Here is an 18,660-nt window from a genome sequence, read left to right on the forward strand (position 1 = left end):
GGATCTCGTGTCGTCGTCAGCCCTTAAGCGCACCGCTCATGGTTCCCTTGGTGAAGAATTTCAGGATCAGCGGGTAGATCGCGAGGATCGGTACGATGGTCAGAAGGATCATGCCGGCTTTCAGCGACCTGAGATCGATCTGGCTTGCGCCGGTGTTGTTGCTGGCGTTGTTGGCTCCGACGATCGCGACCTTGTCGCCATCGATGACGAACTGGCGCAGCACCACCTGCAACGGCCATTTGCCCTGGTCGTTCAGATAGATCATGGCGCGGAAGAACTCGTTCCAATGAAAGACGAGGTAGAACAGCGAGATCGTGGCGAGCGCCGGCTTGGCGAGAGGCAGGACGAGATGCCAGAAAACCTGGAAAGGGTTGGCGCCATCGAGTTCGGCGGCTTCCAGCAGTTCCTTCGGGATCTCCTCGAAGAAGCGAATAAGGATGATCAGATACCAGGCATTGACCGCCTTGAAGAGGATCACCGACCAGTAGCTGTCCAGCAGGCCCAGGCGCTTGTTGACGAAATAGTCGGGAATGATGCCCGGCTCGAAAACGATGGTGACGAGAACGAGGATGAACAGCGCCTTTCGTCCGGGCAGGCCGGGTCGCGAAAGGCCCCAAGCCATCAGCGCGGTACCGACGACGCCGATCACAGTGCTGACAGCGGTGATGAAGATCGAGTTGAAGATGCCGCGCTGCACATTGGGGTGTTGCAGGAGAACGCTCCAGACCTCGAAGGAGAAACCCCTGGGTATGATGGTCAGCCCGCTCATGCCCGGCACCTTTGCCGGCTCGGACAGCGAGACTGCGAGCAGGTTGAGGATCGGCTGGACCGTGACGACGACGAGCAGCAGCAGCGTCGAGACGATGATCGCATATTCGATGCGTTCGATCGGGGTCTTGCGCGACAGGGCCATTACCAGACTCCCTTTCCGGTCAGGCGTTTCGACACGAAGTGGGCGATCACGATCATCATCGTGCCGAGCACGGCCTTGAACAGACCGGCGGCGGTTGCCAGCGAGTATTCGCCAGTCTGCAGCCCGATGCGGTAGACATAGGTGTCGACGATATCGATCTTGCTGCGCACGACGTCGTTGGAGAGGTTGATCACCTGATTGAGGTCGGCGTTGAGGAACATGCCGGCGTTGAGGATGAACAGCGTCGCGATCGTCGGGACGATGCCCGGCAGCGTGACGTGACGGATCTTCTGCCAGCGGTTGGCGCCGTCGATCTCGGCCGCATCATAGAGCTGCTGGTCGATGGCGATGATGGCGGCGAGATAGAGCAGGCTGTCCCACCCGGCCGAACGCCAGATTTCAGTGAAAACGAGCACCCAGCGGATGGCGCCGGTATCGGTCATGAACGACCGCGGCGCCATGCCGGCCATGCCCAGGAGATTGTTGACGGCACCGTCTGTCGGCGACAGCGCCGCGATGAAGATGCCGGCGATCACCACCCAGGACAGGAAATGCGGCAGATAGATCGCCGACTGGATGAACTTGCGCAGCGATCCGCCGCGCACTTCGTTGAGCAGCAGCGCGACGATGATCGGCACCGGCAGGAAGAATACCATCTTCATTGCCGAGATGATCAGGGTGTTGGCGAGCACCTGCCAGAACACCGGCGACGAGAACAGCACCTGGAAATGCTTGATGCCCACCCAGATGTTGGGCGGCACGATCCGGACCTGTTCGAAAGCGATGCGCGCTTCCCAGATCGGCAGGTAATGGAAGACGAGGAAGAACAGAATGCCCGGCGCCATCATGACGTAATAGGGCCACCAGCGCCGCCAACCATCGGCGGCGACGGCAAGGCGTCCCTGCCTACGGCGCGCGCTCAATTTGGGAACGTTCCCAAATTTGGGCGAAATCATCGCCTCGTCGCGATTGGTCATTCCTTACCCCCTCCCGGAGCTTGCTGCGCGTCTGGGCTGGTTGAGCGACAGATCGGCCAGCGAACCGCGCTCGATCAGCCGGCATGGCATGAACACCCGGCCATGCTCGGGGCGGCCGGCGATTTCATCGAACAGGCAGTCGACGGCGCGCACGCCGATCTCACGCCCGGGCTTGGCGACCGTCGTCAGTCCCGGCCAAGAGAATGCCCCGGCAGGGATGCCGTCGAACCCGAGGATCGAGACATCCTCCGGGCAGCGCAAACCGGCCTCGCGCACGGCGACCATGGCGCCGAGTGCCATCAGGTCGTTGGCGGCGAAAACCGCGAGATGGCCGACCCGATCGCGCTGCAGGAGCCGCATCATCGCCGTGCGCCCGCCTTCGACGGTGTATTCGCCATCCTCCATCGGCAAAGCCGCCGGATCGATATCCCGCTCGACGCAATGTTCGTGAAAGGTTCGCAAGAAGCGGGCCCGCGCGATGCGCGATTTCGGTCCCAGGATCAGCGCCGGCGCATGATGCCCCTTGGAAACCAGATGATCCATGCCGAGCCGCACCGCCTGGGCGATATCGGAACCGACGCTGGAGGTCGCCGGAAAACGCTCCGCACTCGAGCCGATCAGCACGAAGGGCAGTCCGAACCGGTCGAGATCGTCGAAATTGTCGGCGACCGGATTGATGATGGCGCCATCGACCCGCGCCTGCCTCAAGGCTCGCAAATGGCTGGCCTCCCGGCTGTGATCCCAATCGGAGGAAAAAACCAGGAGCGAGGCCTCGTTTTCGACCGCGCGGTCCTGCGCGCCGCGCGCCACCTCGGCCCAGAACGGGTTGGTTATGTCAGGAATGACGAGGCCAAGCAGACCCGTGCGGCCAGATCGCATGCCGACGGCGAGATCGTTGCGCTCATAGCCGACGGCGCGGGCCGCATCGAGAACCCGCGCGCGCGCCTCGTCCGTGACATTGGACGCGCCGGAGAGTGCCCGACCGGCGGTGCTCTTGGACACCCCTGCCTTGCGCGCGACGTCAATGATCGTCGGCCGCCTCCGCTGCATCAAACACGCCCTCCCATGGCATGAACTCGTGGGAACGTTACCACGGTGATTTCAAGTCCGCAAGTCCGCCCATTGCGGATGCGGCTTTGCCGGCAGTTTCGAGACGTGGAAAAGAAAAAGGCCACCGTTCGAACGGCGGCCTCAAAGTGAGAGGTGTAACCTCCAGAGGGAACATCGCTATCGCAGCCGGGAGGATGGCTGCACATCAAGCGACCCGGATAATGTGACAGCTTCGCACCCGGTTCTCAATCAATGCAAAACCAGAACTCAAGCCGGAGCGGGATCGCTCTTCCAATATTCGCCTAACCTTCGGGATTTTTTTCCTTCCCGTGGAGGCCTGCTCGTTTTGGTTCCGCGGAAGGCTCCCGGCTTGAAACCACATCTGGTTCCGGGCGACGGCCCATACAGGGTTCGCGGCGTTTCCGTTCAATTCGGCCACTGTACGGCGGGTCGCTGTCCGTGCTCGGCCGAGATTGCGCAAAGGCCGCGACCCCACAAACGGCCGAAGGGCATGGGAAAGAGCGGCGGTTTCGCACATCGGGCGCATCGCCTTGACATATGCGCCGTCGCATTTACGATAGTGGCATGCTGATCGTGACTTCATATGCCCTTCGAGAACCCGTGCGCCTCAAAACGGGATCGTAACCCGGCCGCGGCTTTCGTCGTACGCGACCGGGGTATGTCACTCCATCCCAGCTATCTCCCTTTTGGCTGAGACGATGAAATCGATCGCCGGCTCGTTCCGCCTCCAGCGGACACCCTGATAGCGAGCAGGCCTTAGTTCTCGACAGCATGAATGAAAAACATCCCACAAATTGACAGCTGGCGCTCGGGCCTGTTCACCGAGTTCGACATCGTAACCGCACTCGGCGAGAGCGGGGTGGCGCTGGGGGAATTGTTCGCTTGCGACATGCTGAGGAGCGCACAACGCCCGGCCGACGCAGGCGGCCTTGTGCGCTTCGAGCTGTCACCATCGGCCCGTGCCAGCCTCGCTATCATGCACGACCTCTGGCGCCACGCTGATCTTCCGCTTCGCGTAGCCAAGCAGGCGCTTTCGAACTGGCCGCAAATCGCCGTCTCGGTGAGCCGTATTGTCGACTTTGAGCCGGAAGCTTGCGAGGACAATGGCGCAAGCTGGGAACCGACCCATGCGGATCCCTTCCAGTTCTTCGGGCCGTTTGCCGAAGAAAGTCTGCCCGTCGCCGCGGTCGACGAATATATCGACCTGATCGACGAGCGATTTCTGCTGTGGCGGAAACCGAAGCATGGTTCGCACGGGATCGCGGCGGCAATCCACGCCAGCCAAAACCGCCTTCTTCTCGACCCGCAGGATACGGCCGCTCAAGCGGATTTTCTTGACGCTGCGGCCTTTCTCAGGCGGCCGGCCGAGTACGAGTTGATCTGGTTGGGCTCGACGAGAGACGGCCTGTTCCGCCCGACACCGGCGGCAAGCAGCCCCTGCACTCCCGAGCGCTTGCCCACGGCAACCCTGATGGCCGAAGCAGGCAACGCGGCGACATTGGCCACGAACTACCGCTCAAAACGCTCGGTCAATATCTCGCTTGCCGCCCGCGTCATGAAACGTCGGGCGCTCGGGCTGAACGTCAGATAGCCCTCCCCCTTTCACTGACACCGCACGCTGTTGAAGACACAAGGCACATCATGATCCAGACCCCCTATTACCTGATCGACAAGGCAAAGTTGCTTCGCAACATGGAGAAGATTGCCTATGTGCGCGAACGATCGGGCGCCAAGGCGCTGCTCGCGCTCAAATGTTTCGCCACCTGGTCGGTGTTCGATCTGATGCGCGAATACATGGATGGCACGACCTCTTCCTCGCTCTACGAGGTACGGCTCGGTCGCGAGAAATTCGGCGGGGGAACCCACGCCTACAGCGTCGCTTATGGCGACAACGAAATCGACGATGTGATCGGCCATGCGGACAAGATCATCTTCAACTCGATCGGCCAGCTCGACCGCTTCACTGACAAGGCATCCGGCATTGCCCGCGGCCTGCGCCTCAACCCGGGCATGAGCTCGTCCAGTTTCGACCTCGCCGATCCCGCCCGCCCCTTCAGCCGTCTCGGCGAATGGGACGCGACCAAGGTCGAGGCGGTCATGGACCGCATCAGCGGCTTCATGATCCACAACAATTGCGAGAACAAGGATTTTGGCCTGTTCGACCGGATGCTGTCCGAGATCGAGGAAAAGTTCGGCGCGCTGCTTTCCCGCGCCGACTGGATCAGCCTCGGCGGCGGTATTCACTTTACCGGCGACGACTATCCGGTCGATGCGTTCTGCGAGCGTCTGAAAGCCTTTTCGGGCCGCCATCGCGTTCAAGTCTATCTCGAGCCCGGCGAAGCCTCGATCACCAGAAGCACGACGCTCGAGACCACCGTCCTCGACACGCTCAACAACGGCAAGGATCTGGCCATCGTCGACAGCTCGATCGAGGCGCACATGCTCGACCTCCTGATCTACCGCGAAAGCGCGAAGGTCGAGCCGAATGCAGGGCCGCACAGCACCATGATCTGCGGCAAATCCTGCCTGGCCGGCGATATCTTCGGCGAGTTCCGCTTTCCAGAGCGGCTGAAGGTCGGCGACCGCGTCTCGTTCCAGGATGCAGCCGGCTACACCATGGTCAAGAAGAACTGGTTCAACGGCGTCGGCATGCCTTCGATCGCCATCCGAGATCTTGACGGCAGCGTCAGGCTTGTCCGCGAATTCACCTTCGCCGACTACGAACAGAGCCTCTCCTAGAGCATCCTGCCTTCAAGTGGAGTCACTTAAGGCGGCTCTAGAATCAAAGGCCTAGAGCGTCCTTAGTGCGTTCTTTGAACGCACGGCGCTCTAGGCTCTTCATACCCCCAAGGGAAAAGGAGAAATCCCCCGAAATGAAAAAGAACGTTCTCATCATCGGCGCCGGTGGCGTGGCTCAGGTCGTGGCGCACAAGTGCGCACAGAACTGCGATGTACTGGGAGACATCCATATCGCATCCAGAACGGTCGAAAAGTGCCGCGCGATCGTCGACTCAATCCGCGAGAAGAAGAGCCTGAAAACCGACGTGACGCTCGAAGCCCATGCGCTCGACGCCATGGATGTCGAGGCAACGAAGGCGCTGATCGAAAAGACCGAGGCCGGCATCGTCATCAATGTCGGTTCCGCCTTCGTCAACATGTCGGTCCTGCGCGCCTGCATGGATACGGGCGCAGCCTACATGGACACCGCGATCCACGAAGACCCGAAAAAAATCTGCGAAACGCCGCCGTGGTACGGAAACTACGAATGGAAGCGTGCGGAAGAATGCAAGGAAAAGGGCATCACCGCCATCCTCGGCGTCGGCTTCGATCCGGGTGTGGTCAACGCCTATGCGCGTCTCGCCAAGGATGAGTATTTCGACAGGGTCACCGCCGTCGACATCGTCGATATCAATGCCGGCAGCCACGGCAAGTATTTCGCCACCAACTTCGACCCGGAGATCAATTTCCGCGAATTCACCGGCGTCGTCTACTCCTGGCAGAACGGCCAGTGGCAGACCAACTCGATGTTCGAAGTCGGCAAGGAATACGACCTGCCGGTGGTCGGCAAGTGCAAGGCCTATATGACCGGCCACGACGAGGTTCATTCGCTGGCGAAGCACATGGACGGCGCCGACGTCCGCTTCTGGATGGGTTTCGGCGATCACTACATCAACGTCTTCACCGTGCTGAAGAACCTTGGCCTGTTGTCGGAACAGCCAGTAAAGACGGCCGAGGGACTCGAGGTCGTGCCGTTGAAGGTGGTCAAGGCGGTCCTGCCGGATCCGTCGTCGCTTGCGCCGAACTATCAGGGCAAGACCTGCATCGGCGATTTCGTAAAGGGCATGAAGAACGGCCAGGAACGCGAAGTCTTCATCTACAACGTGGCCGACCACAGGCAAGCCTTCGACGAAGTCGGATCGCAGGGCATCTCCTACACCGCCGGCGTACCGCCGGTCGCGGCCGCCATGCTGATCGCGTCGGGCGAATGGGATGTGAAGCAGATGGTCAACGTCGAGGAACTGCCGCCGCGCCCGTTCCTCGACATCCTCAACCGGATCGGGCTTCCCACCCGCATCAGGGATGCGGACGGCGACCGCGCGTTGACGTTCTCCTGAGTGGGCAGAGCCAACCATCTCCAGTAAGTCGTTACATCGGACGGCCTACTGAGGCAGAAGCGAGACCCAATCATCACGAGGTGATTGGGTCTCCGCCGTTTTTTACAGGCTGCTCGGCGCCGCACGTCGATCAGCACCCGGCTAGGGAAACGCTTCATTAACGCGATTCACTTAGCTGCCCGTACCCCGGCGTCTCGCCGGTTAACCACGTATGAGTTGCAAGTGACATGCCCCCATTGACTGCCCCGGTTCACAATTTCCATCAGAAGATTGAATCGTTTTGTGAGCTCCGACTCGCCCGCGCCCTTCCCAAGCACGACTACGACAACCTCCGCCACTACATGCTGGACTTCGTCACCCGGCGGGCAATGCCGCCTCAGACCGGCAACAAGCTTGATTGGAAGGAAATTGGCCTCGCCTGCGATCTCGACGACGACAGTCTGCGGATCACGAAACGCCTCGCCAAGCACGGTTTCGAGGCCATCATCCGTTGGCTGAAGGGACCGAGCGCCAGCAAACCCGACAGAAAGCCGCCGACCGGGCAGGGCTGGGTCAAGGCCCCCACGGCGCCGGTGCGCAGGATCGGTTTGGAACAACGGCGCGTAGTTGCCATCCGTTAAACTTTCCCTTTGGCTTCTCCCAGATCGAGTTCGATCTGGGATGCTCTACAGCCCAAACGCTGGCGGCGGGTAGGACATCCATGTGTCACCGCCCTCGGCACTCAGGACGCCGACAACTCAATCTTTGGCCAGATCTTTTGCGCCGACGTGTCGGTTTCGATCGACGCCGCATGCCGCTCCCTGAAGGCGGCGGCAAGGGTTTGCAGGGCCTTGCGGGATCTCGCATCGGTCAAGGTCGAATGCAGCACGATCTCCGAGGACGGAAGCGGCGGCAGGCCGAACTGCTTGCTGACTTCGATCGTGTCGGAGGGCGCAAGACGACAGGAGAAGGGGCCAACGGCGAGCCCCGCCGAAACAGCCGCGTTGACGGCGGTCGACACGCCGACGAACACCTCCACCCAGGGAACCCCGGCCGCGTCGAGCGCGCGCGTCGCGATATCGCGTACCCCACACAAAGGCGCAAGCGCCGCCAGGCGAAGCGGTTCACCGGGCGCGCGCTTAAAACCGGGTGACGCGAACCAGCCGAAATGTTCCGGCCCGAGCGTCTCGCCGTCGCGCCGGTCCTCGTCGCGCCGGATGATGACGGCATCGAGCTCTCCGCGGTCGAAGGCGCCGAGCAGGTTTCGCGACGTTTCGAGCCGCACTTCGATGCACAGTCCCGGGTCATGGGCGTAAAGACGCGCCAGCAAGGTCGGGACTTCCGGCCCGGCGACATGGGCAGCGATACCGAGGCCGAAGCGGCGGCGCGTGGACGATAGCCCGGCCAGTGCCCGCTCATGGGCGGCGAGGAATTCGCGCGCACCTTCAATGAACACGGCACCCTGTGCTGAAAGCCGAACCTGCCTCGGCGTCCGCTCGAGCAGCCTGACCCCGAGCCGGTCTTCGAGCCGTTTCAATTTGACGCTGATCGCGCCCTGCGTGCTGCCGAGGAATTCCGCCGCACGGGTAAAACTTTGAAAATCGGCAATCGCGACAAATGCCTGCACCGCATCCACATCCAGCGTCGTCATTACAATCATCCGATTTTGTTATCTCTGAAATAGCTATCCATACAATTCAGTTGTGATCAAGGCCCGACTATTGTGCCCCGACTCGAGCGTTATCAATTCGGGCGGAACGTGTGGAAAGGCATGCCGGTTCTCCACGAGACCCGCCGCAGCATCGAAAGACCATGAGCATGAACGAACCCATAACCCGCCGCAGTGCGCTGGCGCTGGCAGCCGTCTGCCTCTCCTCGCTGATGTTCGGCCTGGAGATTTCGAGCATTCCGGCGATCCTGCCGACGCTGGAGCAGGTGCTCGGCGCAGATTTCAAACAGCTGCAATGGATCATGAACGCCTATACTATCGCGGTCACGGCGGTCCTGATGGCGGCAGGCACTTTGGCCGATCGCTACGGCCGCAAGCGCGTCTTCGTCGCCGGCATCATCGCCTTCGGCATCGCCTCGCTGATCTGCGGGCTGACCGACAACACCTCGGTTTTGATCGTCGCCCGCTTCATCCAGGGCATGGCCGGCGGCGTGATGCTCATCTGCCAGATTGCCGTCCTTTCGCACCAGTTCCAGTCCGGCCGTCAGCGCGGGATCGCGTTCAGTTGGTGGGGCATCATCTTCGGGATCGGGCTCGGCTTCGGCCCGATCGTCGGCGGCGCGACCGTGGCGCTCTTGAGCTGGGAGTGGGTGTTCCTCGTCCATGTCGTGCTTTCGGGCGTGACAGTGGTGCTTGCGCTTGCCGGCGTTCAGGAATCGCGCGATCCCAATGCCGAGAGCCTCGACATCGCCGGCATCATGACACTGTCTGTCGCCGTCTTCTGCATCGCTTATTTCATCACGCAAGGGCCAGAACTCGGCTTTGCCAGCCCGACCGCATTGTCGATCCTCGGCATCGCCATCGTCAGCCTGGCCAGCTTTGTCATCGCCGAAAAAGTCAGCGCCCGGCCGATGTTCGATTTTTCGGTGTTCCGCATCCGCAGCTTCTCCGGCGCCCTGTTCGGTTCGATGGGCATGAACATCAGCTTCTGGCCGTTCATGATTTATCTGCCGATCTGGTTTCAGGCAGGCCTTGGCTATGACGGCGTCACCGCGAGCATCGCACTTCTGGCCTATACCCTTCCCCCGCTCGTCGTCCCGCCCTTTGCCGAGCGCCTGATGCTTCGCCTTCGCCCGGGGATCGTCATTCCGGCCGGGCTGTTCACGATCGGTCTCGGCTTTTTCATGATGAAGCTCGGCAGCAGCGTCGCCAACGCCAGTTGGCTGACGATGCTGCCTGGATGCGTGGTGGCGGGCATCGGCCTTGGCTTCACCAATACCACGGTCACCAATGCCGCAACCGGCGCGGTCGCCTCCGAGCGCGCCGGCATGGCCTCGGGCATCGACACCAGCGCGCGGATGATTTCGCTGGCGATCAACATCGCGCTCATGGGCCTCATCCTGGTCGAAGGGGTGCTGTCTTCGCTGCAAAGCTCGCTTTTCGGACAGACGGCCGGCGCCGACCTGCGCATGCTCGCCGAGAAGATCTCGGCAGGCGGCATGTTGAACTCCGACTACGGCCTGTCGGAAACCGTCATCCATACGGCGCTGCGCGAGGGCTTCGGCTGGGTCATGCTCTACGGCGCCATCGGCGTCTGGCTATCGGCAGCCGCAAGCCTGCTCGTCTTCGGCCTGCGCCCGAGGACGGAAGAGACGCTTGAGTGTTCGACGGCGAAATCGTCGTAACGCACGTCGCAAATCACCGGTCGCCTCCGCCGCGTCGACAAAACCCGTCGGCGTGGCGAAAAGCCCATTCACGGCGGCGTCAGTGATGCGCTATAGCGGGGCTATCGTTGACGCAGATATATTGGACGCTTTGCCCATGACCGACACTGTTATCGATCGATTCCTTCGCTACGTCGTTATCGACACCCAATCGGACGCCAAATCGAAGACCACGCCCACCACCGAGAAACAGAAGAACCTTGGCCGGCTTCTGGTCGAAGAACTGCTGGCGATGGGCGTGTCGGACGCGCATCTCGACGAATACGGCTATATCTACGCCACCATTCCGTCGAACGTCGACAAGCCGGTCCCGGTCATCTGCTTCTGCTCGCACATGGACACGGCGCCGGATTTCACCGGCACCAACGTCAAGCCGCAGATCGTGAAGAATTACCAGGGCGGCGACATCAGGCTGACCGGCGACCCGCAGCAGGTCATCCGCGTCAGCGAGCACCCGGTTCTGCTCGACCAGATCGGCAACGACATCATCACCACCGACGGGACGACGCTTCTGGGTGCCGACGACAAGGCCGGCGTTGCCGAGATCATGTCGGCAGCGCAGTTCCTGATCGACAATCCCGATGTCAAGCACGGCACCATCCGCATCCTCTTCACGCCTGACGAAGAAGTCGGCCGTGGAGCCGACAAGGTCGATCTGAAAAAGCTTGGCGCCCAGTTCGGCTATACCATCGACGGCGAGACCGCCGGCCATATCGAAGACGAGACCTTTTCCGCCGACGGCGTCGAGATCACCATCTCGGGCGTTGCCATCCATCCTGGCTTTGCCAAGGGCAAGATGGAGAACGCCATCAAGATTGCAGGCGCCATCATCGACCGCCTGCCGAAGGAGATCGCGCCTGAAAGCACCGAGAAGCGCGAGGGGTTCATTCACCCGACCGGCGTCACCGGCACGATGGAAAAGGCCAGCCTCAGCCTGATCGTCCGCGATTTCGAGGACGAGGGCCTTGGGACCAAGGAAGCGCTGATCGAGAGCATCGTCAAGGACGTGATCGCCGCCTATCCAGGTTCCTCCTATACCTTCGAGGTCAAGCAGCAGTACCGCAACATGAAGGCCATTCTCGCCCGCAACCCCGAGATCGCCGAAAATGCGCTCGAGGCGGTGCGCCGCGCCGGCATGACACCGGTGCGCGGCAGCATCCGCGGCGGCACCGACGGGTCACGTCTGTCGTTCATGGGCCTGCCCCGCCCCAACATCTTCGCCGGCGGCCATGCCTTCCACTCGCCGCTCGAATGGGTGAGCCGGCAGGACATGGAACGGGCGGTCAAGACACTGGTGGAACTGGCAAAGGTCTGGGAAGAGCGCGCCTGACGTCGGTCATCCGAGCCGACGCAACGGTTTCGGATAAGGTACGGAAAACGATAAGGGCCGGAGCACGTGACGCGCTTCGGCCCTTATCGTTTTGGACAGTTGTCACGGCTTGGCCGCGACCGATCGATGTTAACTGCGCAGGCCCGGCGCTTCCTGGCCGGTGCGGGCGACATATTCGGTATAGCCGCCGCCATATTGATGCACGCCGTCGGGCGTCAGCTCCAGCACGCGGTTGGACAGCGCCGCCAGGAAATGGCGGTCGTGCGAGACGAACAGCATCGTGCCCTCGTACTGCGCCAGCGCCTTGATCAGCATTTCCTTGGTGTCGAGATCGAGGTGGTTGGTGGGCTCGTCGAGCACCAGCAGGTTCGGCGGATCGAACAGCATCATTGCCATCACCAGCCGCGCCTTCTCACCGCCGGAAAGCACCCGGCAGCGCTTCTCGACGTCGTCGCCAGAAAAGCCGAAGCAGCCGGCGAGCGCCCTGAGCGGACCTTGGCCGGCCTGTGGGAACGCGTCTTCGAGCGACTGGAACACCGTGCGCTCGCCATCAAGCAGGTCCATGGCGTGCTGGGCGAAGTAGCCCATCTTAACGCTGGCGCCGAGCGCGACACTGCCCTCGTCCGGATCGGTCGAGCCCGTCACCAGTTTCAACAGCGTCGATTTGCCGGCTCCGTTGATGCCCATGATGCACCAGCGCTCGCGGCGGCGCACCATGAAATCCAGACCCTCATAGATGCTGCGCTCGCCATATTTCTTGTGCACGTTCTTGAGGTTGACCACGTCTTCGCCCGACCGCGGCGCCGGCCGGAACTCGAACGACACGGTCTGGCGGCGCTTGGGCGGCTCCACCCGGTCGATCTTTTCGAGCTTCTTGACCCGGCTCTGTACCTGGGCTGCGTGCGAGGCACGCGCCTTGAAGCGCTCGATGAACTTGATTTCCTTGGCGAGCATCGCCTGCTGGCGCTCGAACTGCGCCAACTGGTGCTTTTCGTTCTGCGCCCGCTGCTGCTCATAGAAGGCATAGTCGCCGGAATAGCTGTTGAGCGAGCCGCCGTCGATCTCGATCACCTTGGTGATGATCCGGTTCATGAACTCGCGATCGTGCGAGGTCATCAGCAGCGCGCCTTCGTAGCCTTTCAGGAATGCTTCAAGCCAGATCAGGCTTTCGAGATCCAGATGGTTGCTCGGTTCGTCGAGCAGCATCACGTCAGGCCGCATCAGCAGAATGCGAGCGAGCGCGACGCGCATCTTCCAGCCGCCCGAAAGCGCGCCGACATCACCGTCCATCATCTCCTGCGAGAAGCTCAAGCCCGCCAGCACTTCCCGGGCGCGGCCTTCCAGCGCATAGCCGTCCAGTTCCTCGTAGCGCGCCTGCACCTCGCCGTAGCGCTCGATGATCGCGTCCATCTCATCGAGACGATCAGGATCGACCATGGCCGCTTCAAGCTCGTGCAGTTCGGCGGCAACGGTGCTCACCGGGCCGGCACCGTTCATCACCTCGGCAACGGCGCTGCCGCCGGACATTTCACCGACATCCTGGTTGAAGTAACCGATCGTCACGCCCTTATCGACGGCGACCTGGCCTTCGTCCGGCATCTCTTCGCCGGTGATCATCCGGAAGAGCGATGTCTTGCCCGCACCGTTGGGGCCGACGAGACCGACCTTCTCGCCCTTGTTAAGAGCTGCGGATGCCTCGATGAAGAGTATCCGGTGGCTGAGCTGTTTGCTGATATTCTCGATACGAATCATATTTTAGGGGCCCGAAACGTTGCGGCGCCCTTATGTCACGGGTAACGGCCGCGCCGCAAACGTTGATTCGCGGCGTCTGCCCCCTCAAAAACGCACGGGAAACGAGGCATCGCATCGCTTTGATGCCTCGTTCAACAGCAAGGATTATTGCTCGGAGTAGAAGCCGTAGAGAACCGGCATCAGCCCGACCAGCGCCTCGAAGCGTTTGAAATTCTTGCGCTCCGGGCGCGTCCAGCCGGTTTCGGCCAGCGCCGACAGCCGCGGGAACACCAGACGGTCGAACACACCGCGATCGGTCATCGGCTCGGACCAGATGCAGCATTGCAATCCGCGCAGATGTTTCTTTTGGGCCTCGGTCCATCCCTCGATCGGGTCGAACAGGTAGAGTTTTTCCGGATCCGACCACCCGGCCCAGCTGCCGCCGGGCTCCGACCAGGCCGGGCTGTTGGCCATGTCGAGATAATAGACCTGCCCCGGGCAAACGACGATGTCGTAGCCTTCGCCGGCAAGCTCGGCATTGGCCTCGACCGTTCGCCAGCCGAACAGCAGCGATTTTTCCTTGTCGATGACGTTGCCATGGGCGGCCTCCTGCCAGCCGCCGGTGACGCAGCCGCGACTTGCGAGGAAGCTCTGGACGCGGGCAAGGAACTCGGCCTGCAGCACGGCTGCGCCCGACCCGTCGATCTCGTCTGCCCCATGGGTATTGGTGACGACATTCAGCCGCTGGGCGTGGGTTGTCGCCATCTCGTCGCCGGCCACGGCACGCAAGCGTTCGAGCGCCTCGGGCGAACCCGACCAAGCGCCGAGCGGCACCTCGTCGGCACCCACATGGATAATCTTCGACGGGAAGAGTTCGATCAGTTCGTCCAAGACGACTTCAAGCACGCGATAGGTTTCTTCGCGGGCCGGGTTGAGGCAATTGTCCGGAAAACCCTGCACGGAATAATAGCTGCCGGCCTCATTTGGATCGCGCAGCTCGGGAATGGCCTGCAGCATCGCGAAGGAATGGCCGGGAACATCGATCTCCGGCATCACCTCGATACCCAAAGTCGCCGCCAATGCGACGATCTCGCGAACGGCAGCCTTGGTGTAGTAGCCGCCCGTCACCTGCGGGCCGGAGCCGAGCAGCGGCGGGATATTGCGGCCATGGCCGCGCCAGGCGCCGACATCGGTCAGCGCTGGATAGGCGTCGATCTCGATCCGCCAGGCCTCGTCGTCGGAGAGATGCCAATGGAAGCGATTGAGCTTGTTCCAGGCCATCAGCCGCAGGAACCGCGAGACTTCGGCGGTGCTGTAGAACTGGCGGGCAACGTCGAGATGCGTGCCGCGCCAGGCGAGCGCCGGCTCGTCCCTGATCTCGCCACCTGCCGGAAACAGGAACGTGCCGGGATGAAGCCTCGCGCCGCGCAGGATCTGTCCGAGCGTGATCAGGCCATAGAGAAGACCGGTGCGCGTGCCGCCGGTCACCGCGACGCCCGCTGGCGAGAAGCGGATGACATAGCCCTCCTCCGCGAGATCGCCCGAGAGCGAAAGCGTTGCCGGAAGGCCGCCTTCCGCCACCGGCCTGACAAGGCCTTCGACCGGAAACAGGCTGCCGGTCAGCTCGGCAAATGCCCGCGCTGCGGCCTCGGCTTCCGCCCCGTCCGGAAAAAGGTCGAGCCCGAGCGGCGGCGTCAGGCGGCCGGAGACGGACACCTCCTGCGGCCAGGGCACGACGGAGACGGCAACCGGTGCGACCTTCGGCACGGGATAGATGACCGCGCCTCGTTTCAGCTCGGCATTGTCGCCGTGGGCGCGCGACGGCACGACGGAGATCGGCGCCGTGCTGCCGTCGGCAAGAACGAGATAGGCGGAGTTGGCGCCGTCGGTCCAGTGCTGCGGCTCGAAGCTCATTCCATGCGCCTTTACGGTCCACACACTTCCCGGCTGAAGCACCAGGTCAGCCGGCGGCGCAAACTCGGAATGGTTGGAAAGCCGGCTCAACAATGTCCCGCCCTCGACGACAGCCGCGGGGTCGATGCGGGCGGGTCCCGAAACGCAGAGCCGAAAATCCTTAAGCGGACGATCGGAGGCGTTCGTCAGTGTCAGTGAATAAACCGCTTGGGTATCCGTCTTTGCCGGCGTCCAGAGTGTTTCCAGCCGAAATTCCGGTTTGGTGGCGATCGTCATCATCATCTCCAGCAGGGTTAGTCGTCGATTTTCAGCATGCCGGCATAAATGCCCGGCGCGGAATTGGGGATCGGCATGGCGCCGACGGTCTTCTCGTAGAACTCCGACGGACCGACGTCGCCGATGATGGCATAGGCGTAGCCCATCGTCTTCAAATCGAGCAAAGAGGCAAGCAGCAATGCGTGCCCTATGCCTTCGCCGCGTGCCGCTTCGTCGACGCCGGTCGGGCCGAAGAAGCCGCGCGCGATCGACTCGTGGCAGGCAAAGCCGATGAGCTGTCCATCGCGCGTGGCCAGAAGGCAGGTTGGCGGCTGGCGGGCGAACGCGACGGCGGTCTCGCCAGCCCAGCCAGAACCGAATTTTTGCTGCACCCACGCGGTCACCAATTCGAACTCGGGCGCCAGGGCGCGCCTGATCGTCACCCCGGCCGCCTCCATCCGCCGGTCGAGTTCGGGCTTTGAGCGAAGCAGAGATAGATTGACGAGATAATCCATTGAGAACCTGTGAGGTGCGAATTAGGCGGCGCCAAGTGTGCGCTGGCGTTGGCTCAGGTGAGACGATGGGTAAGACGTTCATTCTCCCACTCTCTTGCGGGAACCGGGAGCGGCAGAAGCGCCCCAGAGCTTGCGAGTCGTGTGCGAGCGGCTGCTCTGCTGGACATCCGCCGAGAAGCCGTGGAGGCTCTGAATGTTGACTACCTGCTTGAGGATCTCGCGCTGCACCACCATATCGAGCGCCGTCGTCGGCTCGACCATGAGGATCAGCTGCGGCCGGAGTGCGAGGCAAATGACGATGCACTGCCATTGACGACGGCACAACCGAGATCGGCAATTGCGACCATTCCCCCTCCAGGCTCAATGAACGCATTAATAAGTCAAATAATTTGACTTAATGATATGTCCAGGATCGAAGGCGTGTCAATCTGCGTCTTTTCGCTACGACGAAGGATGGAGATGCAACCGAGGGGAGGCGCGCGCCCTTCAGCTTTCAACTGTCTCGTCGCGGAGATCTTCCGTTATCATCGCGAAGGCGTCTGCGGCCCGGCTTGTCGGAGCCGTGATGCGGGCCTGATGTCCAGACAATCATGCAGGCATCAATCGACCAAGCTCGACAAGGCTAGCCTCGACGATATCAAACATCTCGTCGATCTCGGCCGAGGTGATGATCATCGGAGGGCAAAAGGCGATCGAGTCACCGATATTGCGGCAGATCAGGCCGTTCCTCTGCAGCATGGCACTCACCCTCGCCCCCGTTGTTCCGGCGGCAGCGCCGTCGGCCGGCTCGAGTTCGAGCGCGCCGATGAGGCCGACACCGCGCGCTTCGACCGCACGCGGGTGACGTTCGAGCGCATTGAGCCGGCCAAGGAAATGCGGCGCAAGACGGCGAACGTTGCCGACCAGATCCTTCTCTTCGATGATCTCAAGGTTTTCGAGCGACACGGCAGCGGCGACCGGATGTCCGCTGGCGGTGAACCCATGGCCAAGCGCTCCAATCCGGTCCGCCTCAGTGGCGATCGGCTCATAGACGTTGTCGTTGATCATGAGGGCTGCGATCGGCTGATAGGACGAGGACAGCTGCTTGGAGAGCGTCATGATATCCGGCCGCATACCGAAGGTCTGCGATCCGAACATGTTGCCGGTGCGCCCGAATCCGCAGATCACTTCGTCGGCTATCAGCAGGATGTCGTATTTGCGCAGCACATCCTGGATCTCCGCCCAATAGCCCTCCGGCGGAACGATGACGCCGCCGGCGCCCATGACCGGCTCGCCGATGAAAGCGGCAATCGTCTCCGGTCCCTCCTCGAGGATGAGCGCCTCCAGCTCTTCGGCACAGCAGCGCGAAAACGCAAGCTCGTCCTGCCCCGGTTCCGCACCGGTGCGGTAGTGCGGGCAGGTCGTGTGCAGGATGTTGGCAAACGGCAGATCGAAGGAGCGATGGTTGTTGGGCAAGCCAGTCAGGCTGGCGCTCAGCGCCGTCACGCCGTGATAGCCCTTGATGCGCGAAATGATCTTTTTCTTCTCCGGCTTTCCGAGCGCATTGGAACGGTACCAGACAAGCTTGATTGCGGTGTCGTTCGCCTCGGATCCGGAGTTGGCGAAATAGACCTTGGACATCGGCACCGGCGCCATGCTGACCAGCTTCTCCGCCAGGTCAACAACCGGTCCGTGCGATTTCTGCGAAAAGGTATGATAGTAGGGCAGCCTCTCCATCTGGCTGCGCGCCGCCTCGACCAGCCGTTTCTCGCCGAAGCCGACCGCCACGCTCCAAAGCCCCGCCATGCCCTCGATATAGCGCTTGCCGCTGTTGTCAAAGACATGGATGCCCTCGCCCCGGTCGATGATCAGCGGCCCCTCCCGCTCCAACCGCCGCGGGTTGGTGTAGGAATGGAGATGGTAGGCCATGTCCCGCGCTTCGGTGGAATTCGGCTGTGCGGTCATCGGCGTCTCCCGTTCTGATGCGTGATCACTCTGTTGCGTGATCACAAGGCAATATCATAGGTCAGCCAATCCGTTCTGGTGGCCAGCTGGTCGTAAAGGCCGCGAGCCCTGTAGTTGTTGTCGCGCGTGATCCAGCGGATGACGGACCAGCCGCGTTCGCGCCCGATGTCGGCAACAGCGCGGATCAGGGCCGGTGCTGCCCCGTTCCCGCGAGCCTCGGGCGCAACAAACAGATCGTCGAGAAAACCGCCGCGTGCCGCCATCAGCGGCCTTATGTATTCCCGGAAATGGGTCAACCCGATCGGGCGGCCAGAGCTATCGAGCGCCAGTCGGCATTCGAGCTGGCCGTCGCGGATCCAGCCCCAGACCCGATCCCGCATCTCGTCGGTCTGCTCAACCCGGTAGAAGGCGGCAAATCCCGCATGAAGTTCGTTCCATGCGGATCTGTCGTCCTCGCCCGCGGCAACGATCGTAACACCTGCCATAACGTCCCCCCGTGTTCGGGTGGGCGAGCCGCCCACCA

General features: G+C 62.0%; 15 protein-coding genes and 1 pseudogene. 6 read left to right on the top strand and 10 right to left on the bottom strand.

The genetic code is table 11. From position 1 onward, the window contains the following. Nucleotides 1–16: 16 nt before the first annotated feature. Genes AC244_RS05560 through AC244_RS05570 form a run of 3 tightly spaced genes read right to left on the bottom strand, consistent with a single transcriptional unit; the run spans nt 17 to nt 2,940 of the window. Nucleotides 17–913 (bottom strand): carbohydrate ABC transporter permease, encoded by an 897-nt coding sequence (locus AC244_RS05560; protein WP_053247821.1) that lies wholly within the window; start codon nt 911–913, stop codon nt 17–19. Continuing rightward, nucleotides 913–1,890 (bottom strand): ABC transporter permease, encoded by a 978-nt coding sequence (locus tag AC244_RS05565; RefSeq protein WP_053247822.1) that lies wholly within the window; start codon nt 1,888–1,890, stop codon nt 913–915. Before AC244_RS05565 ends, AC244_RS05560 begins: the two co-directional genes overlap by 1 nt. A gap of 3 nt (nt 1,891–1,893) precedes the next feature. Continuing rightward, nucleotides 1,894–2,940: a LacI family DNA-binding transcriptional regulator gene (locus AC244_RS05570; RefSeq protein ID WP_053247823.1), complete on the bottom strand. Its 1,047-nt coding sequence runs from the start codon at nt 2,938–2,940 to the stop codon at nt 1,894–1,896. 796 nt (nt 2,941–3,736) lie between these two features. On the opposite strand from AC244_RS05570, the gene AC244_RS05575 reads away from it, so the two are divergent. The 4 genes from AC244_RS05575 to AC244_RS05590 all read left to right on the top strand — a co-directional run bounded on the left by AC244_RS05575 (nt 3,737) and on the right by AC244_RS05590 (nt 7,696). Further along, on the top strand, nt 3,737–4,552 hold the full coding sequence (locus AC244_RS05575) for a hypothetical protein (protein ID WP_053247824.1): 816 nt from the start codon (nt 3,737–3,739) through the stop codon (nt 4,550–4,552). Nucleotides 4,553–4,602: 50 nt separating this feature from the next. After that, entirely contained in the window at nt 4,603–5,700 is a 1,098-nt protein-coding gene (locus AC244_RS05580) for a carboxynorspermidine decarboxylase (RefSeq protein WP_053247825.1), read from the top strand. A gap of 134 nt (nt 5,701–5,834) precedes the next feature. Then, nucleotides 5,835–7,076, top strand: coding sequence for a saccharopine dehydrogenase family protein (locus AC244_RS05585; protein WP_053247826.1), 1,242 nt, complete (start codon nt 5,835–5,837; stop codon nt 7,074–7,076). Between the two features lie 236 nt (nt 7,077–7,312). Beyond that, nucleotides 7,313–7,696 carry a hypothetical protein gene (locus tag AC244_RS05590; protein WP_152975860.1) on the top strand — a complete coding sequence of 128 codons (384 nt, stop codon included), beginning with the start codon at nt 7,313–7,315 and terminating at the stop codon, nt 7,694–7,696. Nucleotides 7,697–7,797: 101 nt separating this feature from the next. On the opposite strand, the gene AC244_RS05595 is transcribed toward AC244_RS05590, so the two are convergent. Continuing rightward, on the bottom strand, nt 7,798–8,706 hold the full coding sequence (locus AC244_RS05595) for a LysR family transcriptional regulator (protein ID WP_053247828.1): 909 nt from the start codon (nt 8,704–8,706) through the stop codon (nt 7,798–7,800). 167 nt (nt 8,707–8,873) lie between these two features. On the opposite strand from AC244_RS05595, the gene AC244_RS05600 reads away from it, so the two are divergent. Both AC244_RS05600 and pepT read left to right on the top strand, forming a co-directional pair. Further along, nucleotides 8,874–10,409, top strand: a complete 1,536-nt coding sequence (locus AC244_RS05600; RefSeq protein ID WP_053248372.1) for an MFS transporter — start codon at nt 8,874–8,876, stop codon at nt 10,407–10,409. A 136-nt stretch (nt 10,410–10,545) separates the two neighbouring features. After that, nucleotides 10,546–11,778 (top strand): peptidase T, encoded by a 1,233-nt coding sequence (gene pepT, locus AC244_RS05605; RefSeq protein ID WP_053248373.1) that lies wholly within the window; start codon nt 10,546–10,548, stop codon nt 11,776–11,778. A gap of 129 nt (nt 11,779–11,907) precedes the next feature. On the opposite strand, the gene abc-f is transcribed toward pepT, so the two are convergent. The 6 genes and pseudogenes from abc-f to AC244_RS05635 form a co-directional block, all read right to left on the bottom strand. Further along, nucleotides 11,908–13,530 carry a ribosomal protection-like ABC-F family protein gene (abc-f, locus tag AC244_RS05610; RefSeq protein WP_053247829.1) on the bottom strand — a complete coding sequence of 541 codons (1,623 nt, stop codon included), beginning with the start codon at nt 13,528–13,530 and terminating at the stop codon, nt 11,908–11,910. Between the two features lie 144 nt (nt 13,531–13,674). Then, nucleotides 13,675–15,705: a beta-N-acetylhexosaminidase gene (locus tag AC244_RS05615; RefSeq protein WP_414735881.1), complete on the bottom strand. Its 2,031-nt coding sequence runs from the start codon at nt 15,703–15,705 to the stop codon at nt 13,675–13,677. Nucleotides 15,706–15,716: 11 nt separating this feature from the next. Further along, nucleotides 15,717–16,193: a GNAT family N-acetyltransferase gene (locus tag AC244_RS05620; RefSeq protein WP_053247830.1), complete on the bottom strand. Its 477-nt coding sequence runs from the start codon at nt 16,191–16,193 to the stop codon at nt 15,717–15,719. A 78-nt stretch (nt 16,194–16,271) separates the two neighbouring features. After that, nucleotides 16,272–16,508 (bottom strand): annotated as a pseudogene (locus tag AC244_RS37935) (hypothetical protein); the annotation flags it as partial. Nucleotides 16,509–16,781: 273 nt separating this feature from the next. Next, nucleotides 16,782–18,137 carry an aspartate aminotransferase family protein gene (locus AC244_RS05630; protein WP_053247832.1) on the bottom strand — a complete coding sequence of 452 codons (1,356 nt, stop codon included), beginning with the start codon at nt 18,135–18,137 and terminating at the stop codon, nt 16,782–16,784. Between the two features lie 41 nt (nt 18,138–18,178). Next, a complete protein-coding gene (locus tag AC244_RS05635) occupies nt 18,179–18,622 on the bottom strand; it encodes a GNAT family N-acetyltransferase (protein WP_053247833.1) in 444 nt (147 codons plus the stop codon). Between the last annotated feature and the right edge of the window lie 38 nt (nt 18,623–18,660).

Origin of the sequence: Ensifer adhaerens, from assembly GCF_001270265.1 — a bacterium.
In the GTDB taxonomy this organism is placed as follows: Bacteria; Pseudomonadota; Alphaproteobacteria; order Rhizobiales; family Rhizobiaceae; genus Ensifer; species Ensifer adhaerens_B.